General features: G+C 71.5%; 18 protein-coding genes. 13 read left to right on the plus strand and 5 right to left on the minus strand.

Going from position 1 to position 18,164, the window contains the following annotated elements:
- Positions 1-96 precede the first annotated feature (96 nt).
- The 8 genes from C7444_RS01250 to C7444_RS01285 all read left to right on the plus strand — a co-directional run bounded on the left by C7444_RS01250 (position 97) and on the right by C7444_RS01285 (position 9,923).
- The gene (locus tag C7444_RS01250) at positions 97-1,128 is read left to right on the plus strand and encodes an AraC family transcriptional regulator (RefSeq protein ID WP_110398995.1); all 1,032 of its coding nucleotides are present in this window, start codon (positions 97-99) and stop codon (positions 1,126-1,128) included.
- A 57-nt stretch (positions 1,129-1,185) separates the two neighbouring features.
- A complete protein-coding gene (locus tag C7444_RS01255) occupies positions 1,186-1,395 on the plus strand; it encodes a hypothetical protein (protein WP_110398996.1) in 210 nt (69 codons plus the stop codon).
- A gap of 123 nt (positions 1,396-1,518) precedes the next feature.
- Entirely contained in the window at positions 1,519-1,938 is a 420-nt protein-coding gene (locus tag C7444_RS01260; protein WP_245909349.1) for a response regulator, read from the plus strand.
- Between the two features lie 14 nt (positions 1,939-1,952).
- Positions 1,953-3,344: a CHASE3 domain-containing protein gene (locus C7444_RS01265; RefSeq protein WP_110398998.1), complete on the plus strand. Its 1,392-nt coding sequence runs from the start codon at positions 1,953-1,955 to the stop codon at positions 3,342-3,344.
- A 39-nt stretch (positions 3,345-3,383) separates the two neighbouring features.
- The gene (locus C7444_RS01270; protein WP_110398999.1) at positions 3,384-3,746 is read left to right on the plus strand and encodes a YciI family protein; all 363 of its coding nucleotides are present in this window, start codon (positions 3,384-3,386) and stop codon (positions 3,744-3,746) included.
- A 92-nt stretch (positions 3,747-3,838) separates the two neighbouring features.
- Complete coding sequence (locus C7444_RS01275) at positions 3,839-4,933, plus strand: response regulator (protein WP_110399000.1); 1,095 nt, start codon at positions 3,839-3,841, stop codon at positions 4,931-4,933.
- Positions 4,930-6,060, plus strand: a complete 1,131-nt coding sequence (locus C7444_RS01280) for a PAS domain-containing protein (protein ID WP_146219321.1) — start codon at positions 4,930-4,932, stop codon at positions 6,058-6,060. The genes C7444_RS01275 and C7444_RS01280 overlap by 4 nt, the downstream gene beginning before the upstream one ends.
- Positions 6,057-9,923, plus strand: coding sequence for a PAS domain S-box protein (locus tag C7444_RS01285; protein WP_110399002.1), 3,867 nt, complete (start codon positions 6,057-6,059; stop codon positions 9,921-9,923). Before C7444_RS01280 ends, C7444_RS01285 begins: the two co-directional genes overlap by 4 nt.
- Before the next feature lie 73 nt (positions 9,924-9,996).
- On the opposite strand, the gene C7444_RS01290 is transcribed toward C7444_RS01285, so the two are convergent.
- A complete protein-coding gene (locus C7444_RS01290) occupies positions 9,997-10,368 on the minus strand; it encodes an HPF/RaiA family ribosome-associated protein (protein WP_110399003.1) in 372 nt (123 codons plus the stop codon).
- A 51-nt stretch (positions 10,369-10,419) separates the two neighbouring features.
- Complete coding sequence (locus C7444_RS01295) at positions 10,420-11,367, minus strand: LysR family transcriptional regulator (RefSeq protein ID WP_110399004.1); 948 nt, start codon at positions 11,365-11,367, stop codon at positions 10,420-10,422.
- Between the two features lie 139 nt (positions 11,368-11,506).
- Here C7444_RS01295 and C7444_RS01300 point away from each other — a divergent pair, with 139 nt between their 5' ends.
- Positions 11,507-12,289 (plus strand): SDR family NAD(P)-dependent oxidoreductase, encoded by a 783-nt coding sequence (locus C7444_RS01300; RefSeq protein ID WP_110399156.1) that lies wholly within the window; start codon positions 11,507-11,509, stop codon positions 12,287-12,289.
- 28 nt (positions 12,290-12,317) lie between these two features.
- Here C7444_RS01300 and C7444_RS01305 read toward each other — a convergent pair whose 3' ends face one another.
- Complete coding sequence (locus C7444_RS01305; protein WP_110399005.1) at positions 12,318-13,832, minus strand: S53 family peptidase; 1,515 nt, start codon at positions 13,830-13,832, stop codon at positions 12,318-12,320.
- A gap of 217 nt (positions 13,833-14,049) precedes the next feature.
- Here C7444_RS01305 and C7444_RS01310 point away from each other — a divergent pair, with 217 nt between their 5' ends.
- The 4 genes from C7444_RS01310 to C7444_RS01325 are packed head-to-tail and all read left to right on the plus strand — an operon-like array spanning position 14,050 to position 16,848.
- A complete protein-coding gene (locus C7444_RS01310) occupies positions 14,050-14,307 on the plus strand; it encodes a PepSY domain-containing protein (protein WP_110399006.1) in 258 nt (85 codons plus the stop codon).
- A 20-nt stretch (positions 14,308-14,327) separates the two neighbouring features.
- Positions 14,328-14,870 carry a cytochrome b/b6 domain-containing protein gene (locus C7444_RS01315; protein WP_110399007.1) on the plus strand — a complete coding sequence of 181 codons (543 nt, stop codon included), beginning with the start codon at positions 14,328-14,330 and terminating at the stop codon, positions 14,868-14,870.
- Positions 14,867-15,520 carry a response regulator transcription factor gene (locus C7444_RS01320; RefSeq protein ID WP_110399008.1) on the plus strand — a complete coding sequence of 218 codons (654 nt, stop codon included), beginning with the start codon at positions 14,867-14,869 and terminating at the stop codon, positions 15,518-15,520. The genes C7444_RS01315 and C7444_RS01320 overlap by 4 nt, the downstream gene beginning before the upstream one ends.
- Positions 15,517-16,848, plus strand: a complete 1,332-nt coding sequence (locus tag C7444_RS01325; protein WP_110399009.1) for a sensor histidine kinase — start codon at positions 15,517-15,519, stop codon at positions 16,846-16,848. The genes C7444_RS01320 and C7444_RS01325 overlap by 4 nt, the downstream gene beginning before the upstream one ends.
- Here C7444_RS01325 and C7444_RS01330 read toward each other — a convergent pair.
- The gene (locus C7444_RS01330) at positions 16,817-17,146 is read right to left on the minus strand and encodes a DMT family transporter (protein ID WP_110399157.1); all 330 of its coding nucleotides are present in this window, start codon (positions 17,144-17,146) and stop codon (positions 16,817-16,819) included. The two genes, C7444_RS01325 and C7444_RS01330, sit on opposite strands and share 32 nt — an antisense overlap.
- A gap of 70 nt (positions 17,147-17,216) precedes the next feature.
- A complete protein-coding gene (locus C7444_RS01335; RefSeq protein WP_110399010.1) occupies positions 17,217-18,071 on the minus strand; it encodes a hypothetical protein in 855 nt (284 codons plus the stop codon).
- Positions 18,072-18,164: the final 93 nt, after the last annotated feature.

Here is an 18,164-nt window from a genome sequence, read left to right on the forward strand (position 1 = left end):
GACCAGAATGGCGGGCCGACCGGTGATCGGGCCTTGCAGCTTAAGGGGCCGTGGCCTGCGGAGACAACGATGAACGCTGCGACGAAACCCCGATCGATGCAAAAAAACCAGGATCCTTGTGCCAGCGCCCGACGGGTGCCGGCCGCCCATCAGGGCGGTCCGGACCAGGCCCGTGCGCTGCGCGAGGGCCTGGCCGCCTTTGCGCTCGCCGCCGCCCGTGGCGAGCTGGATCTGCTGCTGCCCAGCCCGGCCGGGGCGCTGGTGGCCGGCGGGCGCGGGCATTTCCACCTCGGGGCCGAGCTGTTCCTGCAGCTGGCGGGGCGCACCGACTTCGAGTTCCCCAACGCCCGCCTGGCCCTCGCGGCCGGCCAGGCCATGGTCGTGCCGGCCCAGGTGCTGCACGACGAGCGGGTGCAGGGCGAGGGCCCGGCGCCGGAGCAGGCCTTCCGCAACATCGTCGTCTACGCCGATGCGGTGGCCGTGTCCTGCCACCTCGCGCACGAGGCCTGGCCCGGGCTGCCCGACATCCTGCACCTGGAGGCCCGCCACCATGCGCAGTCCGCGCCGATCCAGTCGTGGCTGGCCGAAGCGGCCCGGCTGGGCGGCCCGACCGCCGGCGCGACGCGCAGCGGCTGGCCGATGGTGCAGGCCCGCGCGCTGGTCGGGGCGGCCATCGCCGGGGTGCTGCGGGTGCTGGACGAGCCCGATCCGGCCGATCCGGCCCGCACGGCCGAGCCCGCGCTGCTGTCGCGGGTGCGCATGCTGATCCAGAACCAGCTCGGCGAGCACACGCTCAGCGTGCGCCAGCTGGCCGGGCAGTGCGGCTGCACCGCCGATCACCTGTCCCACCTGGTGCGCCGCCACACCGGCGAGCACCTGGCCGCGCTGATCAGCCGCCTGCGCATGGAGCGGGCCGCCCGGCTGCTGGCCGACAGCACGCTGTCGGGCAAGGAGATCGCATGGGCCTGCGGCTTCGCCGGCCCCAGCTATTTCATCCGCACCTTCCGCAGCCACTTCGGCATGACGCCGCAGGCCTGGCGCGCCGCAGCCGGGACGGATTCCGCCTCGCATGGCCTGTTGTCCTACACGACGCAGCGTCCGATGCCGACTCCCCGCACCGCCCCCTGATGCCTAGACTGGAACGCTGACGAAGAGCCCTTTGACGACAGCGACGAGGAGAAGCCCGTGTCCATCCTGCATCCGACCAGCCGTTCGAAGGGCGGCCTGCTCGCCTGGTTCCAGCGTCGCGGGGGCGACGAGGTGGATCCGGTGCTGGGCTACGAAGCGGCCCTGCCCTTCCTGCCGGGCTGCACGGCGGCCCTGCCGGCCCGTGACGAGGACCGGGCGCCCGACACGCCGGCCGATGCCGTCCTGCGGGATCCGCGCACGCCGTAGGACAGGTCCTACCGCCGATGCAGTCGGCGCCTGATGCCGGGCGGCCGGCCGTTGCGATCAGAATCGGGTCTCGTGCATCGACTTCCTGCGCCGGCGGGGTCGGGCGTCCAACCGGTCTGCATCGTGACTCTGACTTCGCCTGAACCTGCTTGCCCGCCTGCGGCCCTGACCTGTTTCCTCGTCGAGGACAGCCCGGTCATCCGGCAGAACCTGATCGCCACGCTCGAGGAGATGCTGGCGATGCAGGTCGTCGGTTTTGCCGAGGACGAAGGCGCGGCGCTGCAGTGGCTGCGCACCCCCGGGCTGCGCTGCGACCTGCTCATCATCGACATCTTCCTGAAGACCGGCACCGGCCTGGAGGTGCTGCGCCAGGCGCGTTCGCTGCAGCCCGGGGCGCAGCTGGTCGTGCTGAGCAACTACGCCACCGCCGACATGCGCCGGCGCTGCCTGCAGCTCGGTGCGGACCGGGTCTTCGACAAGTCGGCCGAGCTGGAGGAGCTGCTGGCCTACTGCGCCGAGCTGCCCGGCCCGGCCTGCCACTGAGCCGGGAAGCCGTGATGCGCGCCCGGGTGGCCGGACTGAGCGATCGCGTGCAGCGCAGCGCCTACGCCTTCCCGCTGGCGGCGCTGGCGGCGGCGCTGATGCTGATCATCAGCGAGCTGGCCTACCACGGCGCCGAGTCCCAGCTGCGCACGCTGATGGCGATGGGCCGCGCCCGGATCGAGCTGCTCAGCGTCGCGCGCCGCATCACCGACGCCGAGTCGGCCCAGCGGGGTTACATGCTGACCTCCCGGGCGGACTACCTGACCCCTTACCGTTCGGCCCGGCAGTCCGCCCTCGACGGGCTGGTCACGCTGCAGCAGGCCTACCAGCGCCTGGGCAGCTTCGAGGCCGAGGCGCGCCGCCAGCAGCTCGCCCAGGCGGTCGACACCAAGCTCAGCGAACTCGACGAGGTGCTGCTGCTGTTCGACTCCGGACGCAAGGACGCGGCGGCCGAGCTGATGCTCACCGGCATCGGGCGCGACCAGATGGAGCTGATCCGCCACCATGTCGACGCGCTGCTGGCCGAGGAGAACCGCCGCATCGGCGCGGGGGTGCGCGACGTCTTCGACACGCTCCTGCTCAACCGCATCGGCGTGGCGGCGATGACCGTCATCAGCCTGCTGGCGCTGGCGATGTTCCTGCGCCAGAGCCGGCTGCTCGACCTCCAGCGTGCCGGGCAGCAGGCGCAGATCCTGGCCGAGCGTGACCGGCTGGAAGCCGAGGTCCTGCGGCGGACCACCGAACTGACCGAACTCGCCCGCCACCTGCAGACCGCCCGCGAGGACGAGCGCGCCCGCCTGGCCCGCGACCTGCACGACGAGCTCGGCGCGCTGCTGACGGCGGCCAAGCTCGACGTCGCCCGCATCCGCCCCAAGCTGCAGCAGAGCGCGCCCGACCTGATGCCCCGCCTCACCCACCTGACCGAGGCGCTCAACAGCGGCATCGCGCTCAAGCGCCGCATCATCGAGGACCTGCGGCCGTCGACGCTGGACAACCTGGGCCTGGTGCCGGCGCTGGAGATCCTCTGCGGCGAGGTCGGCGAGCGCCTGGGGGTGCCGGTGCAGGTGCGGCTGGAGCCGGTGTCGCTGACGCCCAGCGCCCAGCTCACGCTGTTCCGCCTGGTGCAGGAGGCGCTCAACAACATCGCCAAGTACGCCCGCGCCACCACGGTCGGGGTCACGCTGGCCGAGGAGGGCGGCCAGGCCCGCATCCAGGTGCGCGACGACGGCGTCGGCTTCGATCCCGGGCAGGTCGAGCGCGCCACCCACGGCCTGCTGGGCATGCGCTACCGCGTCGAGGCCGAACGGGGGCAGCTGAGGGTGCATTCGGCGCCGGGCCAGGGCACGACGGTGAGTGCCTGCCTGCCGCTGAAACCTGCCGCGTCGCCGGGACAGTCGTCACAATGAGGTGATCTCGAGCCGCGCCGTCGGGTCCGGAGAGCCCTCATGCCCTACCTGCTTCTGATCATCGAATCCACCGGCCCGCGCCGGATCCGCCCCCGGGACGCCACGCAGGCGCGCCAGGCGCGCATGCAGCAGTTCAGCGCCGACCTGCAGGCGCGTGGCGTGCTGATCGCCGGCCACTCGCTGGCGTCGACCGCCCAGGCGGTGCGGCTGCGGGTGCACGACGGTCGCTGCACCCTGACGGACGGCCCGTTCGCCGAGGTCAAGGAGACACCGGGCGGATTTTTCCTGCTCGACGTGCCGACCCGCCAGGAGGCCCTGGCGATCGCGGCCACCTGTCCGGCGGCCGAGTGGTGCACGATCGAGGTCCGGCGGATGGGATCGCCCCACGAGTTCGTGGACTGATCCCCACGTTGACCGCATTTCCCCCTGAGATGCGATACGCGTCACCGTTCACAATGCAGCATTGTCCGAGCAGAGGGAAGGCAAGAGGCGAAATGCCGATGAACACCAACGCGACGATCCTGGTCGTCGACGACTCACCCGAAAGCCTGGCGGTGCTGGCGGAGCTGCTGCAGCCGTCCTACCTGGTGCGTGCCGCCAATTCGGGCGACAAGGCCTTGCGCATCGCGAACACCTCGCCACGACCCGACCTGATCCTGCTCGACGTGATGATGCCCGACATGGACGGTTATGGCGTGCTGTCGCGCCTGCAGGCCGATCCGGCGACGGCCGACATCCCCGTCATCTTCATCACCGCCATGGGCAGCGTGGCCGACGAGCTGCACGGCCTGGAGGTCGGTGCGGCCGACTACATCACCAAGCCCATCGTGCCGCCGGTCGTGCTGGCACGCGTCGGTACCCACCTGGAGCTCAAGCGGGCCCGCGATCGCCTGAAGGACCAGAACGCCTGGCTGGAGGCCGAGGTCGGTCGCCGCATGGCGGAAAACGACCTGATCCAGCAGGTCAGCATCCGCGCGCTGGCCCATCTGGCCGAGATCCGCGACCCCGAGACCGGCAACCACATCCTGCGCACCCAGGGTTATGTGCAGACGCTGGCGCTGGGCCTGCAGCACCATCCGGCCTACCGGGACGAGCTCAGCGACCACTACATCGAGCTGCTGACGCGCTCGGCGCCGCTGCACGACATCGGCAAGGTGGGCATCCCCGACGCCATCCTGCTCAAGCCGGGGCCGCTGACGACCGCCGAGTGGGCGGTCATGAAGACCCACTCCCGCCTCGGGGCCGCGGCCATCGAGCTGGCCGAGCGCGACATCGCCACGCCGGTCGAGTTCCTCAAGCTCGCCAAGGAGATCGCCTGGTGGCACCATGAAAAATGGGATGGCACCGGTTACCCGGACGGGCTGGCCGGCGAGGCCATTCCGGTCTCCGCGCGCCTGATGGCCGTCGCCGACGTGTTCGACGCCCTGATCTCGGTGCGGGTCTACAAGCCCGCGCTGTCGGCCGAGCAGGCCCGTGACATCGTGCTGTCCGGGCGCGGCGCCCACTTCGATCCGGCGATCGTCGATGTCTTCGAGCAGAAGTTCGACACCTTCGTCGCGATCGCCAACCGTTTCCGGGACGCGGCGTGACCTCCCCGGCCGGCCTGGATCGGGCCCACCCGTTCACCCGGACGGGGGTGCTGAGACTGGTGCTGGCCTATGCCACGCTCGCGGGCCTGTGGATCCTGCTGTCCGACCGGGTGCTCGATGGCCTGGTGAGCGACCCCGAGCTGCGCGCCTGGTTCAGCCTGTTCAAGGGCTGGGCCTTCGTCGCCCTGACCTCGCTGCTGCTCTACGGGCTGCTGCACCGCCTGGCGGTCGGATCGGAGCAGTACCAGACCGAGCGCCTGCGGGCGCTGATGCTGCTCACCGCCGTGGTCGAAAGCTCGACCGACGCGATCTTCGCCAAGGACATGGACGGGCGCTACCTGCTGTTCAACCGTGCCGCGGGCGAGTTCGTCGGCCAGCGGCCGCAGGACGTGCTCGGCCGCGATGACCGGGCGCTGTTCCCGGCCGATCAGGCCCGCCTGCTGATGCAGGCCGGCCGCCAGGTGCTGGCCGACGGACAGGTGCGCACGGTCGAGGAGGTGCTCGACACGCCGGGCGGACGGCGGGTGTTCCTCGCCACCAAGGGGCCGCTGCGCGACGAGGCGGGCCAGGTCGTCGGGCTGTTCGGCATCTCGCGCGACATCACCGAGCGCCAGCAGGCCGAGCAGTCGCTGCGCGACCGCGAGCGCAAGCTCGACGCGATCGTCGGCAACTCCCCGTCCGTGCTGTCGCTCAAGGACGGCCAGGGCCGCTACCTGCTGGCCAACCCCAACCTGCAGCGCATCCATCACCTGGCCGAGGGCCAGATCGTCGGCCGCACCGACTTCGACCTCTACCCGGCCGAGGTGGCGCAGGTGTTCCAGGCCAACGACGAGCAGGTCTTCCTGAGCCGGACCCGGCGCACGGTCGAGGAGATCGTGCCGGTGGACGGCCAGCCGAGGCTGCACCTGTCGCACATCTTTCCCATCCTGGCCCAGGACGGAACCGTCCAGTGCGTCTGCCGCATCTCGTTCGACATCACCGAGCGCCAGCGGGTCGAGGTGGCGCTGAAGGCCCGCAACGCCGAGCTGGAGCGTTTCAACCGCGCGATGGTCGACCGCGAGCTGGACATGGTGGCCCTGAAGAAGCAGGTCGAGGAGCTGTCGCGCCAGCTCGGACGGGAGGCATGATGAGACGCGGTTGGGTGTTCCTGCTGGCGTTCGTCGGCCCGATGGCCGTCCACCTGCTGATGCTCGGCATGCCGGCGCCGTTCCGCGACCGGCCGCTGCTGATCCTGTTCATGCTGCCCATCGTCGTCAGCGCGATGCTGGGGGGGCTGATGCCGGGCCTGCTCGCCACGCTGGTGGCCGCGCTCGGCACGATCTGGACGCTGCTGCCGATGCTCGGCGACCTGACGCTGCAGACCTGGCACGAGCTGTTCCGCTGGTCGGTCCTGGTGGTCAGCGGGGCGCTGGTGAGCCTGCTCGGCGGGCGCCTGCAGCGTGCCCGGCAGCAGGAGCGCGCCCGCTGGCAGCAGCTCGCCGAAGCCCGGGGGGCGCTGGACCGCAGCGAGGGGCGTTTCGTGTCAGCCTTCGAGCAGGCGGCGGTGGGCATGGCGATGGTCGCCCCGGACGGTCGCTGGCTGCGGGTCAACGACACGCTGTGCAAGATCGTCGGCTACCGGCAGGACGAGCTGATGGCGCTGACCTTCCAGGACATCACGCACCCGCAGGACGTGGCCTCCGACGTGCAGCAGGTGCAGCGCATGCTGGCGCGCGAGATCGACCGCTACGCGATGGAGAAGCGCTACATCCGCAAGGACGGCAGCGTCGTCTGGATCCACCTGACCGTCGCGCTGTCCTGGCATCCGGATGGCACGCCGGCGTATTTCATCTCCGCGGTCGAGGACATCCAGCAGCGCAAGACCGTCGAGCAGGCGCTGCGCGACAGCGACGAGCGGCTGCACCTGCTCATCGAGCACGCGCCGGTGGCCTTGGCCATGTTCGACCGCGAGATGCGCTACGCCGCCGTCAGCCGGCGCTGGCTGCTCGACTACGGCCTGGAGGGCCGGGACGTGATCGGCCACTCGCACTACGAGGTGCTGCCCGAGGTGCCCGACTACTGGAAGTCGGTGCACCGGCGCGGCCTGGCCGGCGAGATCGTGCAGATGGACGAGGAGCCGTTCGCGCGCGCGAACGGCACGCTCCAGTGGCTGCGCTGGGAGGTCCGCCCCTGGCACCACACCGACGGCCGCGTGGGCGGCATCGTGCTCTTCACCGAGGACATCACGGCCCGCAAGCAGGCCGAGCAGGTGCTGCTCGCCCACCAGGCCAGCGCGCTCGAGGAGCAGCAGCGCGCCCGGCTCGCGGCCCTGAACCTGATCGAGGACGCGGTGGCCGCGCGCGAGCGCACGGAGGCCGCCAACGCGGCCCTGCAGGCCAGCCAGGACCGGCTGGCCGAGTCCCAGCGGCTGGCCCGCATCGGCGGCTGGGAGTTCGACCTGGCGTCCGGCGAACTGCGCGGCTCCGACGAGATGTACCGCATCTTCGGCCTGGAGCCGACCGGGGGAGCCGTCACGGTCGAGGCCTTCATGGACGTCGTGCATCCGGACGACCGCGACTGGGTCGAGTCGGTCTTCGCCCTGGCCGTGAGCAGGCACACCCCGCTGGACGCGGTGCATCGCCTGGTGATGGACGACGGGCAGATCAAGCATGTGCACGCCCGGGGCGAGACCCGCCACGCGGCCGACGGCCGGGCCGAGCGGCTGATCGGCACGGTCCAGGACGTCACCGACCGGGTCACTGTCGAGACGCAGCTGCACAAGCTGGCCCAGGCGGTCGAGCAGAGCACCGAGAGCATCGTCATCACCGACCTCGAGGGGCGCATCGAGTACGTCAACGAGTCCTTCGTGCACAACACCGGCTACAGCCGCGCGGAGGCGATCGGCCGCAACCCGCGCATGCTGCAGTCGGGCCAGACCCCCGCGGGGACCTTTGGCGAGCTGTGGACGACCGTGCGGTCCGGGCGCACCTGGAAGGGCGAGCTCTTCAACCGCCGCAAGGACGGCACCGAGTACATCGACTTCGCGATCGTCACGCCGCTGCGCCAGCACGACGGCCGGATCACCCACTACGTGGCCGTGCAGGAGGACATCACCGCCAAGAAGCGCATGCGCGAGGAGCTCGACGAGCACCGCCACCGCCTCGAGGAGCTGGTGGACAAGCGCACCGCCGAGCTCAGCCTGGCGCGGGCGGCGGCCGAGTCGGCCAACCGGGCCAAGAGCGCCTTCCTGGCCAACATGAGCCACGAGATCCGCACGCCGATGAACGCCATCCTCGGCCTGACCCACCTGCTGCGCCGCGACCGCCTGGCCGACTACCAGGCCGAGCGGCTGAGCAAGATCGAAGGCGCGGCGCGCCACCTGCTGTCCATCATCAACGACATCCTGGACATCTCCAAGATCGAGGCCGGACGGGTGCAGCTCGAGGACCGCGACTTCGCGCTGGCCTCGGTGCTCGACCACGTGCACTCGCTGATCGGCGAGTCCGCACGCGCCAAGGGCCTGCGGGTCGTCGTGGATGGCGACCATGTGCCGGGCTGGCTGCGCGGGGACGTCACCCGGGTGCGCCAGGCCCTGCTCAACTACGCCGGCAACGCGGTCAAGTTCACCCCGTCGGGCAGCATCACCCTGAGCGCCGAACTGCTGGAGCAGCGTGACGACCAGCTGCTGGTGCGCTTCGCCGTCCAGGACACCGGCATCGGCCTGGATCCGCAGCAGCTCTCCCGGCTGTTCGAGGCCTTCGAGCAGGCCGATGCGTCGACCACCCGCCAGCATGGTGGCACCGGCCTGGGCCTGGCCATCACCCGCCGCCTGGCCCAGCTGATGGGCGGGGATGCCGGTGCCTCGAGCGTGCCCGGCCAGGGCAGCACCTTCTGGTTCACCGTGCGGCTCCAGCGGGGCCAGCCCGTGCGGCCCGGCGCGGCCGATGCGCTCCAGGCCGAGGCCGCGCTGCGTCGCCGCCATGGCGGGGCCCGCCTGCTGCTGGTCGAGGACAACATCGTCAACCGCGAGGTGGCCACCGAACTGCTGCACAGCGTCGGCCTCGAGGTCGACGTGGCCGAGAACGGCCGCATCGCCGTCGACAAGGTGCGCGAGCGCTCCTACGACCTCGTGCTGATGGACCTGCAGATGCCCGAGCTCGGCGGGCTGGCCGCGACGCAGCGCATCCGTGCCTTGCCCGGGCGGCTGCTGCCGCCCATCCTGGCGTTGACGGCCAATGCCTTCGAGGAGGACCGGGCGGCCTGCCTGGCCGCCGGCATGAGCGACTTCATCACCAAGCCCGTCGAGCCGCAGGCCCTGTACGCCACGCTGCTGAAGTGGCTGCCCCCGGAGGGACCGCAGGACGAGACCGCGGCGCCGCTGGTCGACCCCGGCGATGCGCTGGACGCTTTCCTCACCCAGCTGGCCAGCCTGCCGGGCCTCGACGTCGCCCGCGGGCTGGCCTCGCTGCGCGGGGCCAAGGACAAGTACGTCGGCCTGTGGACGCAGTTCGCCGACCTGCACCGCCACGATGCCCGGCGGGTGGCCGAGACCCTGGCGGCCGGGGACGCCCCGGGCGCCCGCCGCATCGCGCACACCTTGAAGGGCGTGGCCGGCACGATGGGAGCGATGGCCCTGGCCGACGCGGCCCGGGCGCTGGAAACCGCCCTGCAGGATCCGGAGGCCGGCCGGGTCCGCGACGACCGTGGCATCCCGGCGCTGATCGAGCAGGTCGCGCTGCGGCTGGATCCGCTGCTGCACCTCGTCGCGACCCGGGCGCCGGGGGCCGGCCCCGCTCCGGTCGGGGCCGAGGTCCTGCCGCCGGACGTGCTGCAGTCCCGGCTGCTGCTGTGGCTGCGCCAGAGCGACACCCGGGCGCTCAAGCTGTGCCGCGAACAGGCCGGCCCGCTGCGCCAGCTGCTGGGGTCGGACTTCGACACGTTCCTGCGGCAGCTGCAGGCCTTCGAGTTCGAGGATGCCAGCGCGATGCTGAGCGCGCTGCGGCCGCACTGACGGGGCGGTACTGACGCCGCCCGCCCGGCCGGCCCGATGGCCGGTGCCGGGCGGACTCCCTCGGGGGCCGGGTTCAGCGGGACGGATCGATCGGGGGCTGCTGCGCGGAGTCCGGCGCGCCGACCCGCCGGGGATCGTGCTGCTTGTCCAGCGTGTGCGCCACGGCCCGCAGCAGCTTGCCGACGGCCCCGTTGATCGCCTGGTGGGCGTTGCCGGCGTGGTCCTTCACGACGACGGGATCGCGGCCGACCAGCCGGGCCTCCAGCACGCAGTGGATCTCGTCGGGCTGGGCCTTGGCCGTGCCGTGGGCGTCCGACAGGTGGGCCTCCACCCGGGTGATGCGTTCGCCGAAGCGGCCGAGCGTGTCCTTCACGACGGCCTCCAGGTGTTCGGCCATCAGGTGGCTGCCATCGGTGTGGGGATCGGTGTTCAACAGGACTTGCATGCAGTCTCCTTGCCGGGTGGGCCCGTGGACGGGTCCCGGACCATCATCGGCTCATCCGGCCCGCCTGTCATCCGCATCCGGCGAGGCCTTGTGCGGCGTCAGGTGAGGCGCCATCACCTGCGCCACCCAGGCCATGAACACCTGCACCCGCCGCGGCAGATGGCGGCGGTGGGCGTGCAGCAGGGAGACGGGCAGGGGCGCGGCCTGATGCCGCGGCAGCACCTCGACCAGCTGGCCGGCATCGACCAGCGCCTGCACGCCGAGGGCCGGGACCTGGATCAGCCCCAGCCCGGCCAGGCAGGCGCTGATGTAGGCCTCGGAGTTGTTGACCGTGACGGGGCCCGGCATCGGCAGGCAGCGTTGCTCGCCGGTGTCGATCTCGACATGCTCGAAACCGACCGGGCGTGCGCCCAGCGTCGGCAGGTAGTGCACGAGCCGGTGACGGGCCAGATCATCGAGCGTGCGCGGCGTGCCGTGGCGTGCCAGGTAGGCGGGGCTGGCGAGGTTGATCTGGCGATGCAGGCCGAGCGGGCGGGCGATCAGGCTGGAATCGGCCAGCACGCCCACCCGCAGCACGCAGTCGAAGCCTTCCCGGACCGGGTCGACACGCCGGTCGGTGCTGCTGATCTCGAGGTGCAGGCCCGGGTGGGCGTCGAGGAACTCGGGCAGGCGCGGCAGCACGATGTGGCGCGCGATGCCCAGAGACATGTCCACCCGCAGCCGGCCGGACAGCGCCGCGGGGCCGGTGTGGAACAGGGTCTGCAGGTCATCGAGGTCGGCGAGCAGATCCTGGCAGCGCTCGAGGCAGACCTGGCCGTCCTGCGTCATCCGCACCCGGCGGGTGGTGCGGTGCAGCAGGCGGGTGCCGAAATGCGCTTCCAGCCATTGCACCGCACCCGACACGCTGGCCCTGGGCAGGCCCAGGCGGGTGGCGGCCTGCGTGAAGCTGGCCAGTTCGGCCACCTGCACATAGATCTGCATGGCTTCGAGCTGGTTCATGGCGTGCAGTGGATTGTTCGTTGCTGTTGAACAGTCTATGCCGATGAGGATGATTTATCTCGTCGAATCATCTCAATACAGTGGACTCACTCGACGCGCCGCCGGCCGCCGATATCCGATGCACCCGATGGAGTTCGACATGAGCCGCCAACACGACCACAACCCCCCTCACCAGATCGCGATCATCACCGGCGGGAGCCGGGGCCTGGGGCGCGACATGGTGCTCAAGCTCGCCGCGCAAGGCGTGCACAGCCTCTTCACCTACCGCAGCCGCGAAGCGGAGGCGGCCGAGGTGGTCGCCGAGGTCGGGCGCCTGGGCGCCCGCGCACTGGCCCTGCCGCTGGACGTGGCCGACAGTCGCAGTTTTGCCCCCTTTGCCGCGGCGGTGCGCGAGGCCCTGGCCGTGCACTGGCAGCGCGAGCGTTTCGACTTCCTGGTCAACAACGCCGGCATCGGCCTGCACGCGCCGTTTGCGCAGACCAGCGAGGCCCAGTTCGACGAGCTGATGGCCATCCAGCTCAAGGGCCCGTTCTTCCTGACCCAGGCGCTGCTGCCTTGGATCGCCGACGGCGGGCGGATCCTGAACGTCTCCACCGGCCTGACCCGTTTTGCGCTGCCCGGGTATGCCGCCTACGCGGCGATGAAGGGCGGGATCGAGGTGCTGACGCGTTACCAGGCCAAGGAGCTGGGCGCGCGGGGCATCACGGTCAACGTGATCGCCCCGGGGGCGATCGAGACCGACTTCGGTGGGGGCCGGGTGCGTGATGACGCCGGGCTCAACGGTTTCGTGGCCTCGCAGACCGCGCTGGGCCGGGTCGGCATGCCCGACGACATCGGCGACGCGGTCGTGCTGCTGCTGTCGGACGGGGCCCGCTGGATCAACGCCCAGCGGGTGGAGGCCTCGGGCGGGATGTTCCTGTGAAACCTCCCGTCCGAGGGCCTGCCGGGCTTCAGTACGCCTGGAGCGCCGTCAGCAGCGAGCCGGCGTTGGGGCTGCCCAGCCCGGTCGCGAGGTCGTAGCCGGTCACCGCCGAGCAGGTGGTGCAGCTGCCGTTGCTGCCGGTGGTGATGTCGAGCAGCGCGGCGGCATAGGTCGCCGACACCGCGGCGATGCCCTGGTAGAGCGCCGGGTGCGGCTGGCCCAGCACGGCCTTGCCGGCGCGGGCGCGCCGGGCGTTGGCGATCGCCAGGCCGGCGGCCCACTGTGGCGCGCCGGCGCTGGTGCCACCGAAGACGTACCAGGTGCCGGTGGTCGCGCCCGAGGCGGTCAGGTAGACGTAGTGGCCGCTGTAGGGGTCGGCGTTCGAGGCGACGTCCGGCCCGGCGCGCTTCGGGCTGCTGCCGTTCTTGCCGGGCACGCTGACGGCGCCCTGGTAGCTCGGCATGGCCACGTAGGCGCTGGTGCCGCCGCCGCTGCCCGACCAAGTGGTCTCGCTGCGGGCGCTGCCGCTGGCGTAGCTCAGCGTGGTGCCGCCCACCGACAGCACCGAGCCGGAGACGGCTGGCCAGTTCATCTGCGTGCCGTTGTCGCCCGAGGCCGCGACGTAGGACAGGCCGCTGGCCTTGAAGACGCCGTCGACCTGGCTGGTCCACGTGCCTTCGCTGGCGCCGAAGCTCATCGACACCACCCCCGGGCCCATCTTCGCGGCCAGCTGGATCGCGCTCAGCAGGCTGTTGACCGAGGCGTCGACGGCCTCGATCAGCACGATGCGCGCCATCGGGGCGACCGCGTGGGCCCATTGCACGTCGAGCGCGATCTCGCTGGCCCAGCCGGCGTTGTACTTGGGCGCGCTCGACGCCAGGCCGGCCTTCGTGCTGGCGTAGGCGATCGTCAGCGCGCAGCCGGAGCCGGACGCCGGTGTCGCCAGCGGCAGCCGGGTCGAGGCGCTCAGCGTGGTGGTCGTGCAGGTGGGCAGGCCGAACTTCTGGTTGAAGACCGCCAGGTCCTTGGCCACGTTCGGGTGGTGGTAGGCGTTGACGATGTAGATCGTCTGCGCCGAGCCGAAGCTGGCGGCCTGGTCCGCGCTCAGGGTCGTGCCGGTGGCCGCCAGCGTGGGGTAGCCGTAGGCGGCCCGGATCTGTGCCGGCGTGTAGACGGTGGCGGTGGTGCTGGTGGCCAGCGTGCCGGCCTGGTCGCTGGCGGCGGCGGCGCGTGCGCGCAGCTGGTCGGGCAGCAGCCGGGCGGTCGACAGCGCGGCCTGGGTGGCGGGCACCTGCAGCGTCTGCGGGGCCGTGCCGGCCGACTGGCTGCTGCCGTCGGCATCGATGTCCGACGGCTCGTCGGGCAGCACCGGGGCCATGTGGAAGACCGGCAGGGCCTCGACCCCGTCGGCTTCGGCCGCCGCGATGGTGCTGGTGTCCTCCGCGGCGGCGCTGTCCTCGCCGCCGCCTCCGCAGCCGGCCAGCAGCAGGGCGACCGCCGCGGCGGTCAGGGTCAGGGTGGAGCGGACGGACGATGCGGGCATGGGGACTCCTCGGGACGCTGGATCAGCGCAATGCATGACGTTTCGGCGGTTTTTCCGCGGACCTGAAGCCCTTCAGTGTGAAGATTGATTGCCGAGCGGTCCGGGGGAGGATTCCGCGTACGCCTTCAGCTGGTCTTCAGGCGCCGGGGCTCCAATGCATTGGTCGGCCGCACGAGCCGGCACCTCTGAACTCCACCCCGATCACCAAGGATCCACCATGAAGAAGCTGTTCGCCGCCGCCGCCCTGACCCTGCTGGCCTCCACCGCCTTCGCCGGCCCCGCCTGCAACGTGCCCGAAGGCCAGTGGATGAAAGAAGCCGACTTCAAGACCCGCCTCGAAGGCCAGGGCTACCAGATCAAGACCTTCAAGGTCAGCAAGGGCAAGTGCTACGAGATCTACGGCTTCGACAAGGCCGGCAAGAAGGTCGAGATCTATTTCGACCCGGCCACCGCCGCCGTGCTGGAAACGAAGTGAACGCCTGAGGGGCACGACCGATGAACTCCACTCTGCCTGCCGGTCCGGTCCGGGTCTGGGACCGCTTCGTCCGGGTGTTCCACTGGAGCCTGGTGACCTGCGTGGTGCTGAACTACTTCGTCATCGACGACGGCGAGGCCGTGCACCAGTGGCTCGGCTACACCGCCAGCGCGCTGGTGGCGGCCCGCATCGTCTGGGGGTTCATCGGCAGCCGCCATGCCCGTTTCCGCGATTTTTTCCCCACGCCGGCCCGGCTGATCCGCCATGTGCGCCAGCTGCTGGCGGGTGAGCACGAGGTGCACGTCGGCCACAACCCGCTGGGCGCGCTGATGATGCTGGCGCTGATCGCCGTGGTGCTGGCGCTGGGGTTGAGCGGGTTCCTGCAGACCACCGACCGCTTCTGGGGCGAAGAATGGCTCCAGGAGCTGCACGAGCTGCTCGCCTCGACGCTGATCGCGCTGGCGGGCCTGCACGCGGCGGCGGCCCTCGTCATGGGCCGCCTCGAGGGGGTGAACCTGGTGCGTGCCATGATCACCGGCGTCAAGGACCGGACGACACGATGAGACTGCTGCTGCTCGAGGACGACACGACGCTGGGCGAAGGCCTGGCCGCCTTCCTGCGCAGCGAAGGCCATCTGGTCGACTGGTTCACCCGCCTGGCCCAGGTCCGCACGCTCGGTGCCGAGCCGTACGACACGCTGCTGGTGGACTGGCAGCTGCCCGACGGCTCGGGGCTGGACTGGATCGCCAGCCTGCGTCGCCACGGCAACGTGACCCCCATCGTCGTGCTGACCGCGCGGGACCTGATCCGCGACCGCATCCAGGGCCTGGACAGCGGCGCCGACGACTACCTCGTCAAGCCCTTCGACCCCGAGGAGCTGGCCGCGCGGGTGCGGGCGCTCGGGCGCCGCTGGTCGGGGCTGGCCGGACACCGGCGCCGCATCGGCCCGGTCGAGGTCGACCTGACGGCCAAGGCCGTCTGGCACGACGGCCGGGCCGTCGACCTCACCGCGCGGGAATGGACGCTGCTCGAGGCGCTGCTGCTGCGCAGCGGGCGCATCGTCGCCAAGAGCGACCTGGAGTCGCTGGTGCACGGCTTCCAGTCCGAGCACGTCAGCAACACGCTGGAGGTGCACGTCAGCAGCCTGCGCCGCAAGCTCGGCCGCGAGCTGATCGAGACCGTGCGCGGCCTGGGCTACCGCATCGGCACATGACGATGCTGCCGTCGATCCGGGCCCGCCTGGCGCGTGCGCTGGGCCTGATCTCCATCCTCTGGTGCCTGGCGGTGACGCTGGCGGTGGCGCTGGTGGTGCGCCACGAGGTCGACGAGCTGATGGACAACAGCCTGCAGGAGTCGGCCGAGATCATCCACGGCGTGCTCGAGCTGAATGCCCGCCAGCTGCCGCTGGGGCGGCTGCCCGGCGGGGCGATGGCGGCCGCCCCGCATGAAGAACACCTGGTCTGGCAGCTGGTCGACGCCGACGGCACGGTGCTGCTGCGCTCGCACCGGGCACCTGACCGGGCGCTGCGCTCCGGGGCGGTCACCGGCCTGGGTGACGCCGGTGATCAGTGGCGGGTCTACGGCGTCGCGTTCGGTGCGGCGGGCGAGGGCCGCGGCCTGATGCTCTACGTGGCGCAGGAGATGACCGAGCGTGCGGAGGTCCGGGCCGACTCCGCGCTCTATGCCATCGTCGCCGCGCTGGGGGTCGGGCTGCTGTGCGCGCAGTGGCTGCGGGTGCGCCTGCGGCGCGAGCTGCTGCCGCTGGCCGAACTGTCCGCGGCGGTGAGCCGCTTCGATCCGCTGCAGCCCGGTGCCGTGCTGCCGCCGGCCTCGCGCACCGAGCTGGCCCCGATGCAGCGCGCCATCACCGACCTCGGGGAGCGGCTGGCGCGCCGGGTGGCCAACGAGCGGGCCTTCACCGCCCACGCCGCCCATGCGCTGCGCACCCCGCTGGCCGGCATGGACGCGCAGCTGGCGGTGGCGCTGCGCGAGTGTCCGCCCGAGCTGCGGCCCCGCCTGGTGCGCTCGCGCGAGGCGGTCGGCCGGCTGCGCCGGGTGGTCAGCGCGCTGCTGACCCTGTTCCGCAGTGGCGCCGAGCCGCGCTGGGAGGCGCTGCAGCTCGACGAGCTGCTGGTGCACCTGCCGTTCGAGGGCCTGGACCTGCAGGCCCGCCAGACGGGGCCGCTGCAGGCCGACCCCGACCTGCTCGCCGCCGCCTTGCTGAACCTGCTCGACAACGCCCAGCGCCATGGCGCCACGCAGGTGATCGTGTGCACCCGCGGGCAGGGCGAGGACACGCTGATCGAGCTGCACGACGACGGCCGCGGCATCGAGCCGGCCGAGCGGCTGCGCCTGCAGGCCGCGCTCGATGCGCAGGACTACGCCACGCTCAGCGGCCTGGGCCTGATGCTGGCCGATCTGGTGGCGCGCACGCATGGCGGCGCGCTGCACCTGCTCGAGACGCCCGCCGGCTTCGGCGTGCGGATCCGGCTCGGGCCGCCGCCGGTGCTCAGTGCCCCGATGCCGACGACGACAGGTTGATCACCACCACGCCGGCGACGATCAGGCCGATGCCCAGCATCGCCGGCAGGTCCAGGCGCTGGCGGAACAGCACGGCGGCGACCACCGAGATCAGCACCACGCCAGCGCCCGACCAGATCGCGTAGGCCACGCCGACCGGCACGACCCGCAGTGCCTGCGCCAGCAGGTAGAAGGAGCAGGCGTAACCGGCGGCGCTCAGCAGCGAGGGGCCCGGCCGCGTGAAGCCGTCGCTGGCCTTCAGCGCGCTGGTGGCGGCGGTCTCGAACAGGATGGCCAGCAGGAGTTGGAGCCAGTGCATGGCCGACTCTGCCATGCCGCCCGCGTGGCGCTTGGCCGCAGGCGACACGCAATGGCGCGCCGGCGCCACCTCAGGGGCTGAGCCGGTCGACCAGCGTCAGCGGCGGGGCCGCCCGCTCGGGGCGCAGCGTGCCGGAGAGCTCGGCCCCCAGGTCGACCAGCATGTCGCGGGTCAGCACCTGGTTCATCTTGTCGCGGAACCAGTGGCCGTTCTCGTGCGCCTCGCCGGTCAGGCCGTCGACCTCGATCACGCCGGTGCGCTCCGTGGTCGACCAGAGGAACTCGAAGGCGTAGACCGGCCGCACGAACAGGTGCAGCCGCTCGAAGGTCAGGATGTCGAGCTCGATCTCGTCCGCATCGATCGCCTCGGCATTGAGCTGGTCGCTGGCCCGCTGGCGCGCCGCGGCCTGCGGCACCAGCAGCCGCACCAGCTCCGGGCGGTCCAGCGTGTCGACCTCGGTGTGCGGGTAGCGGGCGAGGTAGTGCTCCAGCAGCGTGGGCCGGATCTCGCGCTGCAGGCCGTCGACGAAGGTCTCGAAGGTGAGCCGGCGCTGGCAGTGCTCGACCACCGACAGGTCCAGGCGGCCGCGGTCGCCGTGGCGCGTCACCTCGCGGCGCGTGTCGAGCAGCGACACCTCGCGGGCGTCCGGGTTGTGCACCGGCACCGGGTAGTGCACCTGGCGGTGGTAGTCGACGCTGCGCTGCGCGCTCAGGTGCCAGAAGGGCTCGAGCCGCAGCTCCTGCCGGACCAGCTCCACCGTGTCCTCCTTGGGGCGGTGCAGCGGGTTCCACCGCGCCAGCAGGCCGAAGGCGCCGAGCTTGCGGCGTTCGGCCAGCGCCTGTGCCGCGGGCTCCGTGCAGACGGCGTCGAACACGAAGATGCGGTTGGCGGCCGCGTCGAACTGGACGATCTGGGACGTGGACATGGGTGCGGATTTCGACGATCGCGTCCTCAGGGTGACGCCTTGAACGATGGTACTGCGCGCGTGCTGCCGCGCCGTCCGCCGAACTCGTCACAA

This window comes from Sphaerotilus hippei, from assembly GCF_003201595.1.
GTDB classification, from domain to species: domain Bacteria; phylum Pseudomonadota; class Gammaproteobacteria; order Burkholderiales; family Burkholderiaceae_C; genus Sphaerotilus; species Sphaerotilus hippei.